Below are 17,523 nucleotides of genomic sequence, written 5' to 3'. Positions count from 1 at the left end.
CCGTTCCTTGGTATAAAAAAGCCGCTATCGGCTTAATGGAGTTTTTGCTGGCAATTGACTGGCCTTTGCTTGTGATTGTTTCTCTTTTGACTGCAGTGGGCTTTGTGGCGTTGTATTCTGCGGGCTACAGCTTCCCGTGGCGTATTGAGGGGCAGATTCGAAATATTGCTGTTGCCGCGGCGGCGATGCTGGTGGTTGGCTTAGTTCCGATGAAGTGGGTAAAGAACATGTCCGTGCCTATTTACATCGTCGGAGTCTTACTGCTGCTGGCAACTTTGCTGTTTGGCGTCACCATTAAGGGCGCGACGCGCTGGCTTGATATCGGTGTAGGCCGAATTCAGCCCTCCGAGATTATGAAAATCGCAGTTCCTCTGTTTATTGCCTGGTACTTCCAGGTGAGAGACGAATACTTGCGGTGGTGGGATTACGTGATTGCTGCTTTCTTCTTGGCTCTTCCTGTGGCGTTAATCCTCAAGCAGCCTGACTTGGGAACTTCTATCTTGGTGTTCTGCGCCGGTTTTGCGGTTATCTTTTTTGCCGGTCTCAGCTGGAAAGTTCTGGCGGCTTTAGTTTGCGGTGTTCTGGTTTCTATCCCGATTGCCTGGACCATGATGTACGACTACCAGCGACAGCGTGTGCTGACTTTGCTGGATCCGAGTTCTGATCCTCTCGGTGCAGGCTTCCATACCATTCAAGCCATTATTGCGATTGGCTCGGGAGGGATTGTCGGCAAAGGCTGGATGAATGGTACGCAAGCTCACCTAGACTTTATTCCGGAAAGAACCAGTGACTTTTTATTTGCCGTGTACTCGGAAGAGTTTGGATTTTTAGGCGACGTTGGCCTGCTGATTTTGTATTCGGCTTTGATTTTCAGAACGCTTTATATCGCCTGCCGTGCTAAGACGTTATTTGAGCGCTTAATTGCAGGGGCAATCGCAGCAATCTTTTTGATGTACTCTTTCGTGAATATGGGCATGGTCAGCGGAATTTTGCCCGTGGTAGGCGTACCTTTGCCGTTTATGAGCTACGGAGGAACGGCCTTCCTTATACTCGGTATTTGCTGTGGGTTGTTGATGCGCATTTCTGCCGGAAGCAGAAGAAGACCGCGCAAGAAATAGTTTTTGTTGTCAGGAGAGAAGGATGAGAATCGTAGGTTGGATAGCGATATTTGCTGCATTTTCACTTCTTACGGCTTGTTCTTCAAATAAAGGCGGTAAGTATTTCGAAGATGACGGTCCTCCCGGAGTATTTTCTTTATCGAAAATGGACATGCGGGATGCCACGCCGGTTGTCGAAAAACCCATTGCAGCTACTAACAAGCCTTATACGGTCATGGGTAAGCGTTACTATCCCGTCACCGGCGACAAATCGATGGTCCAGATTGGCTACGGCTCTTGGTACGGTAAAAAGTTCCACGGCAAGAAGACTTCTTCGGGAGAAGTCTATGACATGTACAAAATGACGGCCGCTCACAAGACAATGGAGCTTCCGAGCTACGCTAAAGTGACGAATCTTGAGAATGGCCGATCCGCTATTGTTCGCGTTAATGACCGAGGGCCTTTCTTGCATAACAGAATCATCGATCTGTCTTATGCTGCGGCAACTAAACTCGGCTATGCCGGTAAAGGAACGGCAAAACTGAAAGTAGAAAGAATTACGCGAGAGCAAATCGCTAAGGGCGAATGGGATAATGATTCTGCCGTCCGTAAGACTCTTCTTGCAGCTGCTCCGGTTATTGTGCCGATACTGAAGTCCAATAGCAAAACGGCAACGGCAGCCGAGACGGTTCAGACAATTTCCGAAGCCTCTGAAAGCGACTTGGCAGACCAAGCAATCAGTCGTCTGATTCAAGAAAAGAAGGAGCCAACTCCGATCCTTACAGCTGAAACTATCTCTGTGTCTGAGGAGAAGGCACCGGACCAAAACAATAAGTCGGAAGTGAAATATATTGAGGAAGGCGTGTTTGTCATGGCCGACGGCTCTTCCGGAGTCGGTAAAGTAGAAAAGGTGGTTCACAAGGCCGAGGCCAGCGGTTATTCCGTTCAGTTAGGTGTTTTTAAATCACAGCCTAATGCTGAGAACCTCAAAAAGAAGATTGAATCCGTTTTGAAGGAAAACACTCTTCCAACGGCTAAGATTGTGGGTAAAGATGGTTTATATCGTGTGTTAGTCGGCGGTAACTTTCAGCACGATGCGGCTAAGGAACTTAGCCTGCAGCTTAAAGATCTGCTCCATCAAAATGCCGTAGTAGTCAAGGATATGAACTGATGATAGAGAAAATCTTCGAACAAGTTAAAGATAAGTGGAATCAGACGACAGAGCAGGGCATAAAAGACTTTGTTGAAATTCCGGCACTCTCCCCTGATTTCGATAAAAAGTGGGAAGAAAACGGTGTTCTTCTCAAGGCCGTAGAGTTTGCCAAAAATTGGGTTGAAAAACAAGATATTAAAGGTCTCTCCACAAAAATAGTTCAGGAGGAGGGCTTTCCTCCGTGTCTTTATGTCGAAATTGAAGCCAGCGAGGGTAATACGGCAAAAGAGTCAGTATTCCTTTACGGGCACTTGGATAAGCAGCCTCCCAACCTTGGCTGGGATGAGGACAAAGGTCCTTGGAAACCTGTCGTCCAAGACGGAAAACTTTACGGCCGCGGAGCTGCTGACGATGGTTATTCCTTCTTCTGCTCCTTATCCGCAGTGAAGGCACTGCAAGAATTAAATATTTCTCATCCTCGCTGCGTAGGCCTATTTGAAACCTGCGAAGAGTCGGGTTCTGCCCACTACGAAACCTATCTGAAGCATGTGGAAGAGCAGTTGGGCGCTATTGGCCTGGTTGTGGCTTTAGACAGCAGCTGCGGGGATTATGACCGTTTGTGGATTACAAATTCTCTCCGCGGAATGATTGGCGGCGCTATCAAAGTCGAGGTGCTGAAAGAGGGAGTTCACTCCGGAGAGGCCAGCGGGATTGTTCCGAGCTCTTTTATGATTCTCCGCAGTTTGCTTGATAGAGTCGAGGATTCAAAGAAAGGAAAAGTCATTGGCATTCCTTTCCATACCGTTCTGACCAGCGATATTCTCAAACAGAGCAAGAAGATTGCCAAGATTTTGGGTGATAAAGCTTGGGAACAATTCCCTTGGGCCGGCGAGACTTCTCCGCTCTGTAATGAGCCGATGGAATGTATCTTGCGCAGAAATTGGGAACCGGCATTGACGGTTACCGGAGCCGACGGGATACCTTCAGTAGAAAACGGCGGAAACGTTTTAAGACCTTGGACGAAAATCAAGATTGGCATGAGACTGCCTCCCAATGTGGAAGCTTCTTTAGCATCTCAGGCATTTAAAGATGTTGTTACGGCACATCCGCCGTTTAATGCCAAGGTAGATTATGAGCCCGTTGTGATGAGCAACGGTTGGGTCGCTAAAGAGCCGAAAAAGTGGCTGAAGAAATCTTTCAAAAAAGCGTCTAAGTCTTTGTGGGGAAATGATTTCTGTTATTTAGGAATGGGCGCTTCCATCCCACTGCTCAACGTCTTCTCCAGAGAGTGGCCGAGTGCTGAATTCGTAGTTGCAGGGGTGTTAGGGCCCAAATCGAATGCTCATGGTCCCAATGAGTTCCTGCATATAGATTATGCTCAGAAGCTGACAGCTAGTGTGGCATATATCATTGCGAAGATGGCAAAGGCAGAGGAATGAGAAGAGACGTAGTAACACAGGTAATCGTAGAGTATTCGGACGGATGTGAAAATTTCGCGACCAAGCTTGAGGCTGAAAGGTTCATCAATGCCAATTTGGATATTGAGGAACCTCGTGCTGCATGGCTGGAAGAAATTAACGGCAAGAAAAAATACGATTATCAGTTAGTTGAAGACGGTGGAGAGATTCATTTGGTGGATTAATTAGATGATGAATCCATAGAGATATCAGTCAGACTTCGAACATAAGAAACCCGGCCGCGGCCGGGTTCCTTTTAGCTAGCTCGTAAAGGTTTTATTAAATTACGAACAATTGGACGATTGCAAAGGCAGACAACACTGCAATGGCTACCATCAAAATGCCGGGTAACTGGAAGGAGTGGTTAAGGACGTATTTGCCAATATAGGTAGTACCGGAACGGTCCATACCAACTGCAGCCAATGCTGGGCCGGAAGTTGGAAGAATAAACAGGCAGTTAACGGCAGGGAACATGGCAATCAAGTACCACGGATTAATTCCAAGGACAAAACCTAAAGGCATGATGGCACGAGTAGTAGCGCCTTGACTTGCTAATAAGGCAGACATGCCGGCAAGAATGAATGAGAACAGCCAGGGGGCGGTTTGTGCTAATTGTCCAGCAACCTGAAGGAAGACTTCTTTATTAGCAGCGATGAAGGAGTCAGCCATCCAAGCAACACCAAACACGCATCCAAGTGAAACAACGGCAGCTTCCATGACGGGGCTCTTAACCACTTTTTTAACATCAGGTTTGCAGAAGAGCATCATGAGAGCGCCGGCTGCGAGCATGACAGCTTCGATCACAAGTGCCATTCCAACGCCCTTGGTTTGACCCGGAAGAACTCTTAGTTCAGGGAAGAAGCCGGCTGCAACGATGACAACGATGGCGCCCAAGAAGATAAGAACAGACCATAAAGCTTGCGGAGGAAGCTTGTGATTGGAGATTGGCTGAGGAGGAAGAACAAGACCGGCTTTCAGACGAGCTTGATATTCAGGATCGTCATCTAAACCCTTACCAAACAGAAGGCAGATAGCGGATCCAAGAACAACACCGATTAAGCAAGCTGGGAATGTAATCATTAAGATAGAACCCAAGCCGATATCTCCGTGATTGTTTTGAGCAAACAAACCAATCATAGCAGCCATAGCAGCGGCAATCGGGCTGGCAGTGATACCTACTTGACCTGCAACAGCAGTTCCAGCCATAGCCTTTTCAGGACGTACACCGGCGTTGTAAGACACTTCATAAACCACTGGCAGAATAGCGTAGACAGCGTTTCCTGTACCAGCGAAGAATGTTAGGAAGAAGCTGACAACCGGAGCGATAACACCGACCATTTTTGGTTTTGCACGAATGATGCGAGCTGCGATTCTAACAAGAATGTCTAAGCCGCCGACAGCTTCCATACAGGCTGCGCGCATGCAGACAGCCAAAATGATAAGCATAACGTCGATCGGAGGAGCAGTAGGAAATACACCGAAGCATACGCCCAATACAACTAAGCCCAAACCGCCCCAAAAACCTAAAGCTAAGCTCCCGTGACGGACGCCCATGAAAATGGCTCCGAAGACGATAAGTAGTTCAATAAGAGTAATCATAAAAGCAGAAGGTACAGAGTCCTGAGACCTTCTTCCTCCTTGGATTGATAGTTGTTTTAGAAAGATGGTGCCCAAATATTCTCAAGACCTTAAATATTTGGTTCATATCCATTTTCTGAGAACCTCCGTCCGTTTGCACTTCTAATAATCCAAATTACATTGCGCCTATAAATTTGATTTATGGTTAGAGCAGCGGGCGGAGGATGCGCTCTTCAATGGAATAACACCACTCTAAAAGTGGGGATGCGAGCAGCCAAGAAAGTGAAGAGAGGTTTCTTTTTTAATTAAGTTCTACTTAATTTGTTTAGCCTGTTGAAGGAGTTTTGTATATTTAAGAAATTCCTTTAAAAGCGGTTTGATTTCAGATTGAAGAACCGCTTTGCATACCGACTCAATGGCATTAACTTCTGGGATAAAAAAATTCTCTTTGCTCATCAAATAAAGGTGTCGGTCAAAACTTCCTTTAGGAAGCGGAAGTAGAGATACGCTAAGTTTGTCCTTTCGCGAAGCTAAGAGTGTTGAAGGCCGCGTTATCGCCCAACCGGTTCCTGACTCGATCAATGAAATCATTATTTCATCAGAATCAATTTGATAGGGAGAAAAAAAATGGAGTCTGGAACTGCTTAAGAACCTATCATTCAGTCTTTTTGCCTCACTCGATTCTGATGAAGAAAGAAGAGGCAGCTCTAGCTTTTGGAGGTCTTGCCAACTCCATTGTTTTTTGATTTCTCCAAATTTCGGAGGGAGGACAATGAGGGAGGGCTCTGTGAAGACTTTTCTACGGTAGAGCCCGCTTATTTCATCAAAGGAACCGCTGACCAAAATTACATCCAGCTCGTTTGATAAGAGCTTCTTAATAAGAATTCCTGAATTTGCGGTGATCTGAGAAAACTTGGAAAGACTATCTCCAAAATGATTGATAAGAGCAGGAACGATGAAACGGCATACACTGTCAACACAGCCGAAACGCAAGGTAGGTCGTAGATCTTTCTGAAGCCGCAGTTTTTTAATTTTTGCATCGATTCCTGCAGACATTACTACCAATTCTTCTCTTAGGAGCAGAGCTTCCGGTGTAGGAACGATCGGACGTTTAGTTCTGTCAAATAGTGGAAAGCCAAGCTCTGATTCAATAGCTTTAATCGTTTTGGATAGAGCTGATTGAGAAATACCCACTGTCTTTGCTACATTGGAGAAACTTTGAGCCTCACAAAGAAGAAGAAAAGCGCGCCAACTTGGCTTCAAGGCTCCGGTGTCTTGTAGCTTCATAAAAATTGTCTCCTCGTCCTTCCCGATGAGGAACAAGTGTACTAGACATCGGTAATTGTTGAAGAGCTCTGTATTTGCGGGATTTCTTGAGCTTTTGGATTAGAAGGTTTCTTCGTCTTCTTGGCAAAAAATACCAGAACAATGATGGACAAAAGGACAGAGGTAATTCCTAGCAAGGTGGTGAAGGAAGCGTCTTCCTTAAGAAGAAAGATACCCCAGCAGACTGCTCCGAGGGGCTCGGCAAGACAAAGAGTAGATGCGACGGCAGGGCTTACAAGTCTTGCACCTGAGGTTAAGAATGCAAATGCCATTCCTCCCGTAAATATACCGAGTCCGAGACAAACGAGTATTCCGTTTAAAGAGGAGTAGGTCCAGGAAATAGGAAAGATAAAGAGGACCGGAGAAAGTGCTACGGCAATAATCGCAAGAATCAGCATAACTGCAGCATCGCTATCAAGCTTATCTCCGATTTTTGAGCTGAAATTGATGTAGGCAGCGTACGTCAACCCGTCGGTGAGGAGTATCAGGATAAAGAATAGTCTGGACTGATTTAGGTCGCCTCCATTGATTAGTGCGACTCCCGCTATGGCTAAAAAGGTGGCCGCATACCAGGCCTTGGGAGGAGAGATCTTGAAAAAAATTCTGGAAATAATGGCGGCGAATATCGGAGCAGAACCAATGGAGATCACTGCACCGGCAGCTACGCCGATATTGGCCATTCCCGTGAAGAAGCACAGCTGACCTATCAGAAGGAAAATAGCACAGATGAAAAGTGATTTCCAAGGCAAGTCTCTGTAGCTATGAGGAAGCTTTTTAAATGCTCGGCACCAAAAATAAAGGAATAAGGCTCCGATGATCATTCTCATCTCCGTGATGATGAAAGGATTGGAGCCTTCCGGGGCAAGAGCTTGTAGAGTTCCGCTGATGCTGAAACAAAGCGCACTTAGCAGAACAAGAAGAACGCCTTTGATATAAGAACCACTGATATTCATTGTGTCCTCACGAGAGCTCTAAAACTTAAGCCTTTTTGTTAATTTCCACGCCGCTAATGCACAGGTTGGTAAAGCAGTCAATGGAACGTCTCAATAGTTCAACGCTTTGAAGGTAAGCTTTTAGAGAAAGAGATGACGTAGCAGCTGTTTCTAGCCATCCTGATTTGAGAGACATGCTGATTCCGGCATGGTCAGCATCCACTTGATCACATGTCCCGTAAATCATTTCTGCAATAATCGGATTCAGCTTTCCCGGCATGATGGAAGAGCCAGGAGCAACTGCTGGAAGTGTTATTTCACTCAAGCCGCCCCTAGGACCGGAAGCTCGAATTCTCAGATCGTTGGCAATTCTCCAGACTTGCGTTGAGAGACCTTGCAGCAGAGCGTGCGAGTTAAGCAGTTTTACTCCAAAGTTCAAAAAATCTAAGTACCCCGGCAGATTGTCTAATTTAAGTTCAAACTGTTTTTCCAGTTCTTGTCGCAGAGCCGATTGGAATCCCGATATGTTTGTCGGAGCCTCCTCTAAACCAGGTCTGTAAGAGATTAAATAATTAATATTCCAGCGGTTCAATGAGCAGGAAATAAGTTCGTCTTGCTCGGAAATACCTTGCTCGAATATTTCAAAAACGGTGGAGAAATTAATTTCATCTGCATCCCTTAAATGATCTCTTGCGTATGTACGTTCTTCGGAAAAGGCTTGGGCTTTTTGCAAAAGTATCTTTTTTAGATTACTTGTCGAGTCAAGCAAAAGCCGAAGCTCTCGAAGAATGACATACTCTTTGGCTGTCAGGAAAAGCGCATAGGGCGAGTATCCGGCGGTTAAGGCCTCCCTGGCCTCAGGTTGTAACTTTTCCGGAATTTTGGCTATGACCTCTTCAAGGATTTTCTTTGTCAAAGAAAGATCAGAAACTCCTAAGATCTTCCAATCAAATGAAGCCTGGATAACCTCTTGAATAGCTTCTTCAATTGCTCGAGAGGTGTCTTCAGAAACGAGTCCGATTTTGGATTTTGCGGTTCCAATTACCTGAAGGATGGAGAGTATGGCACGAGGATATGCAGGGTAAGTAGACCATGTAATTGAGCTGGTAAGGTTTTTCATTTTGTGCCTCAACTTACTTAATGTTTCTCAAGGAGCCGTATTTGGCAAACATCTGAACTAACGCCTCTCTGTCCGTCAGTTTTTGAATATCGAACAGATCGTTTGCTTGTTCTTGAGTCAGCAAATTTTCTTCCAAAGCCGCCTCTCGGCAAGAGATGCCTTCATTCCAAGCACGATGGGCAATTCTTGTACCCACCTGATAGCCGAACAATGCGCTGACCATCGTGGCCAAAGATGTGGACATTTCTGCATTCGTATTTACTTTTTCTTCATTTACAGTGATGCCGGAAATACAATCTTCTGCGAAGATTTTGAAGCCCTCCGTAATGTTGTCCAAGGTTTCCATTAGACCCATGAAGCTGGGACTGTCTGTGATGGCTTCATCACTGTCATTTTCATTGACTGTTAAAGTAGCAGCCTGATCAGTAACAATGGACTGCTGCATAATTTCGAACATCAGCTGAGGCACCGATGAGGAGTCCTCGTTTGCTTTTTGGGGAAGATTGATTTCTCCGAAACCGTGTTTCGGACCTGATGAAAGAATGCAGAGATCTTTAGAAATTCTTCCTGCCGCACAGCAAAGGGCTTTCAACAGGCCTGCAAGGACAAGTGAATGGTCGCAGTTTTGCATGCCGTCAAAAGCCGCACTGTCTTGAATGACTTCCTCTTCCCATGAAGGCCACTGAACTTTCCATCCTAATACCTGAGAGAGGTTGTCCATAATATGTTCGGAATAGCCGGGCATTTGGCCCATACCTGTACCGAGGACAGTTGCGCCTAAAACTACACTCGTGTACTCATCGCGATAGTCAGCAAGTCTGTTCTTCAAGCGATGAATCATGTGCTGCCAACCGCCAAAAACTTGACCGAAAGTATTGGGTACGGCATCTTGCAAACAGGTCCGGCCGAGCCTTACGATGTTTTTGAATTCTTTAGCTTTGTCACCTAACGCATCTTCCAACAGCTGGACGGATTCTAGGGCCTCGCCAATCTGTCTATATAGAACAATGGACTGTACGGTCGGATAGACATCGTTGGAGGACTGACACATATTCACATGAGTGTTGGGATGGACTTGTTCGTAGCCTTTGTGCCCAGTCAATATTTCATTGGCTCTATTAGCAATGATTTCGTTGACATTCATGTTGGCCCCTGTTCCGTGTGAGCGCCAAATATTGATTGGAAATTGATCTTGGAATTTTCCGGCAATAATTTCATCACAAGCTTGAACGATGACTTCCGCCTTAACTTTCTCTAAAGCGCCAATTTGTTGATTAGTTAGTGCACAAGCTTTTTTTATCTCTGCAAGGGCTCTCTGGATTCGTGGAAGTTCGCAGAAAGTGTGATTGGTGACGTTGTGATTGGCTGCACATCTGACGGTTTGAATGCCGTAATAAGCGTTGTCAGGAACCTCAAGCGTTCCTAAAGAATCTTTCTCTAATCGCATGACGTTGGACCTAAGATAGTTTGTTTTCTAAACTTTAAACTTAAGTCCGAAAGAATTTCTTTTTAGAATTAAAAAGACTACTAATTATAATTATATTTCATAATAAAGACGGTCTACAAAGCGTCTAAACATGCGGTTCATTTTTGACAGGCCGAGGAAGCACTGCTGTCTCGGTAAAGAACCAAAGGTCATGGATATACCTTAGGCACATTTGTAAGCCAAAAGATTAAACTGAAAATACTTTCCCCAAAAAATCCCTCATCGGAGAAGAGAATGAGTTTTTTATCTGATATGACTGAGAGCATGTTTTTCCGAGGAACATCGCTTCCTTATTGGAGCGCTCAGCATTACGGTTTAACAGCTGAGTATGGTGAGGCATCCATTTCAGATAAAGAGTCGGTTTGCTATCAAGTTCTTCAGCCTAGGTTATCTACAGTACAGTCTTGCAAAGGTTTTGTTCTCTTTTTCCATTCGGGGCAATTCAACATGTCCTACAACTTGCAGCAAGTCGCTTATTTGGCGTTGGAAGGATATGCAGTCGGTCTCTTTGATTATCGAGGTATCGGCCATAGTCAAGGTTCAACGACTCTTACAGGTATTGCTACAGACGGAGAAACAGCTTGGAAAGCCATAAATGAGGTTCCGGGAAATCTAGGAAAATATTGCATGAATCGTTTGGCTGTTTTGGGCCAAGGCGTAGGTGCAGATGCTGCCCTTCGTTTTGCGGCTAATCATTCAAGCGAAGTTAAAGCGTTGGTTGTTGAGTCTATTTATGCGACTAGAAAAGGTTGGCTCAAAGAGAGGTACGGGCCCGTTGTTGGGGATGTGATTTCCAAATTACTCAAATCTGACGCATTGGAGCCGATAGAAGTACTTCCAACAATTCAATGTCCGTTAGTTGTTGTTAAACCGCAGAAAGACGACTTTGTTAGAAAGACAGAGCAAGCGTTGATCTCGGCAGCGTTGCCTGAACAAGCTGAAGTTTGGGACGTCCCGGGAAAGAGTTATCTTGGCGTTTTTTCAGACAATAATTCACCGTTCCGGGGCAGATTAACGGAGTTCTTAAAACAGTCTTTCAAGTAGCCAAAGCATAAAAATTATTTATTGAACTTCCTTAAATTTTTAAATAAGGGACACCTAAGCAGACGAACAATAGTACAGTGGTAGCTCCTTCGGAGAATATAAAAATGCTGTTAGGTGTTGGATTCGGCCTCCTTGCTTGTGCTCTGTGGGGCCTTACTTACTTGCTCCCGATTGTCCTTCCGGGCTATGACACTTTATATATTTCCATTGCAAGAGCCATAGTAATGGGATTGACTGCTCTGCTCGGACTTTGGGTTCAAAAGGCGTATCTTTCTAAGGTCAGTTTTAAAGACTGGAAGTTTGCTTTTGTGCTGACGATGATCGGCAACCTTATTCAGCCGTGGTTTCTGTTTACGGCGATTCAGTACGCAGGTGTGCCTCTTGCAGCAACTTTCTTTGGTTTAATCCCTGTGCTGGTCGCTATTATCGCGAACGAAAGAGACCGGAAAAAAGGCAAACGTTACCTGCCTAATTCCCAGCTGGTCCTTCCGCTTGGTTTGATTCTTCTCGGGTTAACTTTTTCTAACTATAACGGCCTGGTTGAGTCCTTTTCCTCAGGAAATAGTGCGGTGAATTTTGTCATTGGAACAGCTTTTGCAATTGCATCAACAGTTGCTTGGACTTGGTATCCGATCAGAAACGCAGATTGGCTGTTAGAGCATCCGAAAGTTAGTCCGGTGTTTTTCACGAGTATGCAATGCAGTCTTCTTCTTCCTTTCGGCTTGGTTTTATACGTACTGGTATGGTATCTGAAGGGAGATATGCCGCAGTTCTTAGGCCCTCAGCCGATTGACTTCGTAGGATGGAGTCTCTTTGCCGGTGTCATGTGCTCTTTTGTCGCAACTGCGCTCTGGAACGCCATGAGTCAAAGAGTTCCGACGGCTCTCGTTGGTCAGATGCTGGTTTTCGAAACTATTTTTTCTGTCGTATGGGCCCATGTCTATGAGTGGAAGCTTCCGCCGGTCTCTCTTGTGGTCGGAATGGCTTGTCTTGTCGGTGGAGTCGTTTACGCATTAAAACTTTTCAGCTCCCTGGAAGAGAAAGATAAAAACGAGATTGTCCACGAATTGCCAACGGAAATTTAGAAGAAAAATTGGATGGAGAAGTTTGTCTTAAAACTTCTCTCATCCAATCAAGGAAGGAAGAAATTACTGTTGATCTTTCGTTTCTTTGACGATGGTCATGGCAGTGGCAATCATTGAGCCCATGTCGGCAAAATTAGCGGGAAGAAGCATGGTATTGTTGGTTTTAGCAACATTTCCAAAGGCTTCTACGTATTTTTCTGCTACTTGAAGATTAACGGCAGCTATGCCGCTTGGCTGAGCGATAGAGTCGGCTACCACACGGATGGCTTCAGCTTGTGCTTTTGCGACTGCTTCGATAGCTCTGGCCTCTCCTTCCGCTTTATTAATCGCAGCTTGCTTTTCGCCCTCGGATTGAGCGATTAGAGCGGCACGATTACCTTCCGCAATATTAATTTCCTTTTGCTTTTGACCTTCGGAGGCTGCTACAACAGCGCGTTTTTCCCTTTCAGCGGTAATCTGAAGCTGCATGGCTCGGAGAATTTCTTTCGGCGGTGTTAAGTCTTTGATTTCATATCTTAAAACTTTAACGCCCCAAGTTTGAGCGGCTTCGTCTACTGCCTGTACGACCCGCGCGTTAATTTCATCCCGTTCTTCAAATGTCTTATCCAAAGACATGGTGCCAATAACACTTCTCAAAGAAGTTTGAGCTAGCTGTGTAATCGCCATCACATAATCTGAGGTTCCATAGCTGGCTAGCTCAGGGTTTGTCACTTGAAAGTAGAGCACGCCATCGACTTGAAGCTGAGTGTTGTCTTTAGTAATGCAGATTTGGCTCGAGGTATCTAAAGGAATTTCTTTAAGGGAGTGACGATAGGCGATTTTGTCAATTAAAGGAATGATGAAATTCAGACCCGGTTGCAAAACGGCATTAAATTTCCCAAAGCGTTCTACGACCCAAGCATCTTGTTGGGGAACTACCTTCACGGATTTGTAGATAAAAATGACGGCAAAGATAATTAAAACCGGAATGAGGGCTCCCCACTCCAATAACACAACGTTTTCTGCTTCCATCCAAGTTCTCCTTATTTGTTATTAATGAATTTGATGATTAGAGTGTTTCCGGTCATGCCGATAATTTCCCATACGCCGGGAGTTGGGAGGTTTCCTTTGAGAGGGACGGCTTCCCAGTGAGACCCACGGTAAAAGACTTTTGTTCTGCCATACTTATCCCAATAATGGACTTCTACAAGCTGTCCTTCATTAATATTCTGAAGCTTTTCGGAATTGATTGTCTGCTTTAATGAGCTTTTCCTCCGGAGACTGTAGAAGAGGACACCGATGACTGAAAATAGAACAAAGCCCCAAGCCTGCGCTGTGAAAGAGTCGGTAAAAAGAGAAACCAGAAAAGCCAAAGCGGCTGCGATGCCGAGGATAAGAAGATAAGCCGTTCCGAGAAGCAAATCAGCGCATGCCAAAGATATGGCACAGATGAGCCAAAGATAAGTTAAGTTCATGCATGTTCCTTAGGATTATCGTTTTTTCTAGTTGTTCTTTCCATGATAATGGAATGGTTCTCTTTGTCTAGAGAAGACTTTTCCTAGGAGAACTCTTAAAAAAGAAAAGAGCGGCTTTCAACCGCTCTGTGTTCCTGTTAAGAAGAAAACTTATTCAGCTTTTTTGTTTTTCAACAAGCCTTTCTTTTCTCTTTCTTTCATGATGAAGCCCATGAAAGCCAGCATGGTCATAGCTCCGAGTCTTGGAGTGATGCCTGTCGGATCGTATTGAGGAGCAACTTCAACTAAGTCAAAGCCGATGACGTTGCCTTTTTTAGCGATGCCTTCAAGAACATCAGTGACGAAGTTGTAATTCAAGCCTCCTGGAGAAGGAGAACCAACGCCAGGGGCGGTGCTCATGTCGTATCCGTCAATGTCAATGGTCACAAAATAATTCTTGGCTTCCGGAATCATCTTGATGACTTCCTGTGCTCCGAGTTCTAATGCTTTACGAGAAGGAATAACAACAGAACCATAAGCATAAGCGGCTTGAAAGTCTTCTCGGGTATTGCTGCCCAGACCTCTCATGCCGATTTGGCACATCTTTGTGAAATGTGGCATCTCGGAAATCATTCTCATTGGACTTCCGTTCGTCCAAGTTCTTTTTCCGAAGTCCAAGTGCGCATCAAATTGCACGATGCAAATGTCATCGTACATATCCATTGCCATGGCTTGAGGAATGGTAACAGAGTGGTCGCCGCCCATCATGACGGGAATTGCACCTTTAGAAACGATTTTTCTGACAGCCTCGGTGACGTTTTCAAAGCTCTTGTGGAAATCCATCGGATCCATATCAACATCTCCGGCGTCAACTACTTTGACCGGTGCTTCTAAATATTGCTCCATTCTTTCCGGATCCCAGAATCCTGCGGGACCGCGACCGTAGTGACAAGATACTTCACGGATTCTTCTTGGCCCGAACTTAGCACCGCTCAGGTAAGGAGCACCCATATCGTAGGGAATTCCCATGACGACCATGTCGGCGTCGTCGATTTGGTCAAGATCTGTACAGATAGGATATTTAGCAAAGCTGGCAATGCCAGTAATAGGAAGATTATGAATTACTTTCGGCATTCTTAGTTCCTTGAAAAATGAGGATTATGAAAAAAGTTTAGTTCTTTATAATGAATTTGTGAATTAGAATTGATTAATTTAATTAATAGTATTAGCGTTTACTTATGATAGCTATGGAAAACGATTCGCTCCTAGAGGATTCTCTGTTAACAAGGAATGCTGCAATTTTTCTAGAAGCGGCAAGCTCGCGCTCTTTTTCTTCTACTGCCCAGCGTCTTCATGTCTCTCAGTCATCAATTTCTCAGTCGATTAAAAGCTTTGAAAAGAAACTGGGCTTCAGACTTTTTGAAAGAGACGCCCGTCCGTTACGACTGACACATGAAGGAAGGCTATTGCTTGCGGGTTTAGAAAAAGGTACACAAGAATTGGGGGCCCTTTTACATCAGCTAAAAAACAAAGGTCAGACAAAACCTTTTTTGAAACTTGGAATGTTGGAATCTGTAGGTTCTTTCATAGGTGCGGATGTGGCCAAGGGGTTGTCTCAGGACATCAATGAGTTGGAAATCAAAACCGGTCCCTCGGATCGTCTTTTCTTTGCCCTCCTTAACCGTGAGATAGAACTCGGGGTTCTTTCCTCTCCAGTACTTTCTGACGATTCTCTTGCCTGGGATTTTTTATTTGAAGAGCCATGGGTACTTATTTTCCCTAGAGGCTTTGAAATTCCTTCTCCTCTAACTTGGCAAGTGTTAAGCAAACTGGAACTCTCGTTCGTTCAGTATGGGAAAAATACGGCAAACAACAGAATAATCTCAACGTTTTTTGATCGTCTCTCTCTTCGGTTCTCCACGCGCTATAAAGTCGAGGATACCAATATGATCTTGAAATTCGTAAAGGCCGGATTGGGTTGGGGACTCGTTCAGCCCTATGCTGTTTCGTCACTGGTTGGTTTGGGAGAGGTGACCATAGTAAAAGCACCCTCTCCGATATCACGGCGGAAAGTCTTTTTAGTCTCGAGAAATAGCTTTGACAAAGAATTGTTGGGGACCGTGAAGAACCTTCTTATCCATCTTATGCAAGAGAAGATTAAAGCCGAACTTTGTCCGATAATCCCTTGGATTTCAAGCGAGTATTTATTTGCAGAGTGAGACAAAGAAAAAAAAGAGCCTCGGGCTTCAGGACCGAGGCTGGAGCTTCTTTATGGATTTCAAAAAGCTGGAATAAAAAAACAGGAAGAAAGGAGTTTTTCTAAAAATTAAATAACGTGCTTTTCTTTCTTGAAGGCGTCAACGACAGGTGCCATTGCATGAGGATTTGTCATCAGCATTGGATCAACCAGCTTCTGCGCTTCTTCTTCAGTCATCAGACCCATTTCAATAACGGCTTCCTTAACTGTCTTATTATTAGCTTCACAATAATGAGCAACTTTCACGCCCATCGGATAGCCCAACGCTGTAGCTACAACTGTGGAGAGGGCGATAGAAGAATTGGCTTCCTGGGCGCATCTTGCAGCGTTAGCTTTGATGCCGTCTACACAATGAACACGCAAGATTTCAATTTCAGAGTTGACTAATTGGAAGCTTTCGAATAAGCACTTGTAGAAGGTTGCATCCCAAACGTTAAGGTCGAGTTCGCCTTCATCGTAAGCCATCGCTATAGCAACATCGTTGCCGACAACCTGGTGAGAAATCTGAATAACCATTTCCGGGACCGTTGGGTTTATCTTACCCGGCATAATGGAAGATCCAGGGGAGAGAGCCGGCAGTTGGATTTCCATGAATCCGGATCTTGGACCAGAGCTCATAAGACGTAAGTCTTTGCAGATCTTAGATAAGGTCATGGCAACTTCTTTGACGGTACCGGACATTTCTACGATGAAGTCAGGATTCTGGAATCCGTCGAAGAGATCTTCCATCGGAGAAACTTTTTCACCGTATTGTTTGGTTAGCTCTTCATAGATAGTTTCTTTGTAGCCTGGTGCAGCACTGAATCCTGTACCAACAGCACTTCCGCCCATAACGATTTCGAAGCAGCCGGGACGGAGATGTTGGAGTTTTCTAACCAAGCGTTCTGTAACGGATGCGAATCCGCCGAATTCTTGACCGAGGGTTAAAGGAAGAGCGTCTTGCCAGCATGTACGGCCGACTTTAACGATATCTTTGAATTCTTCCTGCTTGTTTCTGAAGGATTTTGCAAGCTTGGTTAGTTCGCAGATCATTTTGTCTACACGGCCGATCATTCCGAGGTGTGTGGCAGAAGGAATGGTGTCGTTGGTGGACTGTCCCATGTTCACATGCGTATTCGGATGCACCTTGGAAGTGCCTTTTTCGCCTGTAAGGATTTCATTTGCACGGTTGCTAACAACTTCATTAACGTTCATGTTAACGCAGGTATAGCCACCGCCTTGCCACATATCAAGCGGGAATTGATCATTGTACTTTCCGGTCAAAACCTCGTCACAGGCCTGGACGATTGCGTCTGCAACTTCCTGAGGCATGGCACCAATGCGGCCGTTTGCTTTGGCTGCTGCTTTCTTGATTTGAGCTAACGCATAATGCATATCAGGATAGAAAATGACAGGAAGGCCTGCACAGCCGGAAACTTTTTCCATGCGATGAGTCTGGATGCCGTAGTAGTCGCTGTCTGGGATCTGCATTTCACCGAGACAATCTTTTTCAGTTCTGAAGTTTGTCATTTATTTTCTCCTTAGGATTTGAGGGAGTAAGCATAAAAATCTTTCT

At 45.0% G+C, this 17,523-nt stretch carries 16 protein-coding genes; 7 read left to right on the top strand and 9 right to left on the bottom strand.

Annotated elements, in window-relative coordinates:
• Nucleotides 1-35: 35 nt before the first annotated feature.
• From rodA to ADH67_RS09180, 4 genes are read left to right on the top strand one after another with little or no spacing between them, the layout of a single operon-like run.
• Nucleotides 36-1,118 (top strand): rod shape-determining protein RodA, encoded by a 1,083-nt coding sequence (rodA, locus tag ADH67_RS09195; RefSeq protein ID WP_084081625.1) that lies wholly within the window; start codon nt 36-38, stop codon nt 1,116-1,118.
• A 22-nt stretch (nt 1,119-1,140) separates the two neighbouring features.
• Nucleotides 1,141-2,268: a septal ring lytic transglycosylase RlpA family protein gene (locus ADH67_RS13665; RefSeq protein ID WP_066594439.1), complete on the top strand. Its 1,128-nt coding sequence runs from the start codon at nt 1,141-1,143 to the stop codon at nt 2,266-2,268.
• Entirely contained in the window at nt 2,268-3,689 is a 1,422-nt protein-coding gene (locus ADH67_RS09185) for a M20/M25/M40 family metallo-hydrolase (protein ID WP_066594435.1), read from the top strand. The genes ADH67_RS13665 and ADH67_RS09185 overlap by 1 nt, the downstream gene beginning before the upstream one ends.
• The gene (locus ADH67_RS09180; protein ID WP_066594433.1) at nt 3,686-3,892 is read left to right on the top strand and encodes a hypothetical protein; all 207 of its coding nucleotides are present in this window, start codon (nt 3,686-3,688) and stop codon (nt 3,890-3,892) included. Before ADH67_RS09185 ends, ADH67_RS09180 begins: the two co-directional genes overlap by 4 nt.
• Nucleotides 3,893-3,986: 94 nt before the next feature.
• Here ADH67_RS09180 and ADH67_RS09175 read toward each other — a convergent pair whose 3' ends face one another.
• The 5 genes from ADH67_RS09175 to ADH67_RS09155 form a co-directional block, all read right to left on the bottom strand.
• A complete protein-coding gene (locus ADH67_RS09175; protein ID WP_066594432.1) occupies nt 3,987-5,306 on the bottom strand; it encodes an anaerobic C4-dicarboxylate transporter family protein in 1,320 nt (439 codons plus the stop codon).
• Nucleotides 5,307-5,597: 291 nt separating this feature from the next.
• Nucleotides 5,598-6,572, bottom strand: a complete 975-nt coding sequence (locus ADH67_RS09170) for a LysR family transcriptional regulator (protein WP_066594431.1) — start codon at nt 6,570-6,572, stop codon at nt 5,598-5,600.
• Between the two features lie 41 nt (nt 6,573-6,613).
• On the bottom strand, nt 6,614-7,564 hold the full coding sequence (locus ADH67_RS09165) for a DMT family transporter (protein ID WP_066594430.1): 951 nt from the start codon (nt 7,562-7,564) through the stop codon (nt 6,614-6,616).
• Nucleotides 7,565-7,589: 25 nt separating this feature from the next.
• Nucleotides 7,590-8,663, bottom strand: a complete 1,074-nt coding sequence (locus tag ADH67_RS09160; RefSeq protein ID WP_066594429.1) for a lyase family protein — start codon at nt 8,661-8,663, stop codon at nt 7,590-7,592.
• A 13-nt stretch (nt 8,664-8,676) separates the two neighbouring features.
• Nucleotides 8,677-10,110, bottom strand: a complete 1,434-nt coding sequence (locus ADH67_RS09155; RefSeq protein WP_066594428.1) for a lyase family protein — start codon at nt 10,108-10,110, stop codon at nt 8,677-8,679.
• A 273-nt stretch (nt 10,111-10,383) separates the two neighbouring features.
• Between ADH67_RS09155 and ADH67_RS09150 the strand changes: the two genes are divergently transcribed.
• Together ADH67_RS09150 and ADH67_RS09145 are read left to right on the top strand one after the other, a co-directional pair.
• Nucleotides 10,384-11,193, top strand: coding sequence for an alpha/beta hydrolase (locus ADH67_RS09150; RefSeq protein ID WP_066594426.1), 810 nt, complete (start codon nt 10,384-10,386; stop codon nt 11,191-11,193).
• A 104-nt stretch (nt 11,194-11,297) separates the two neighbouring features.
• Nucleotides 11,298-12,278, top strand: coding sequence for a DMT family transporter (locus ADH67_RS09145; protein ID WP_066594421.1), 981 nt, complete (start codon nt 11,298-11,300; stop codon nt 12,276-12,278).
• Between the two features lie 63 nt (nt 12,279-12,341).
• On the opposite strand, the gene ADH67_RS09140 is transcribed toward ADH67_RS09145, so the two are convergent.
• From ADH67_RS09140 to ADH67_RS09130, 3 genes are all read right to left on the bottom strand, one after another.
• Nucleotides 12,342-13,289, bottom strand: coding sequence for an SPFH domain-containing protein (locus tag ADH67_RS09140; protein WP_066594419.1), 948 nt, complete (start codon nt 13,287-13,289; stop codon nt 12,342-12,344).
• Between the two features lie 11 nt (nt 13,290-13,300).
• Entirely contained in the window at nt 13,301-13,732 is a 432-nt protein-coding gene (locus ADH67_RS09135; RefSeq protein WP_066594417.1) for an NfeD family protein, read from the bottom strand.
• A 150-nt stretch (nt 13,733-13,882) separates the two neighbouring features.
• Entirely contained in the window at nt 13,883-14,845 is a 963-nt protein-coding gene (locus tag ADH67_RS09130) for an agmatinase (RefSeq protein WP_066594415.1), read from the bottom strand.
• A gap of 113 nt (nt 14,846-14,958) precedes the next feature.
• Between ADH67_RS09130 and ADH67_RS09125 the strand changes: the two genes are divergently transcribed.
• Nucleotides 14,959-15,930 (top strand): LysR family transcriptional regulator, encoded by a 972-nt coding sequence (locus ADH67_RS09125; protein ID WP_158212634.1) that lies wholly within the window; start codon nt 14,959-14,961, stop codon nt 15,928-15,930.
• A 107-nt stretch (nt 15,931-16,037) separates the two neighbouring features.
• Here ADH67_RS09125 and ADH67_RS09120 read toward each other — a convergent pair whose 3' ends face one another.
• The gene (locus tag ADH67_RS09120; RefSeq protein WP_066594413.1) at nt 16,038-17,477 is read right to left on the bottom strand and encodes an aspartate ammonia-lyase; all 1,440 of its coding nucleotides are present in this window, start codon (nt 17,475-17,477) and stop codon (nt 16,038-16,040) included.
• Nucleotides 17,478-17,523: the final 46 nt, after the last annotated feature.

This window comes from Turicimonas muris, assembly GCF_002221595.1.
GTDB lineage: Bacteria > Pseudomonadota > Gammaproteobacteria > Burkholderiales > Burkholderiaceae_F > Turicimonas > Turicimonas muris.
This window is presented reverse-complemented; position numbering and strand designations above follow the sequence as displayed.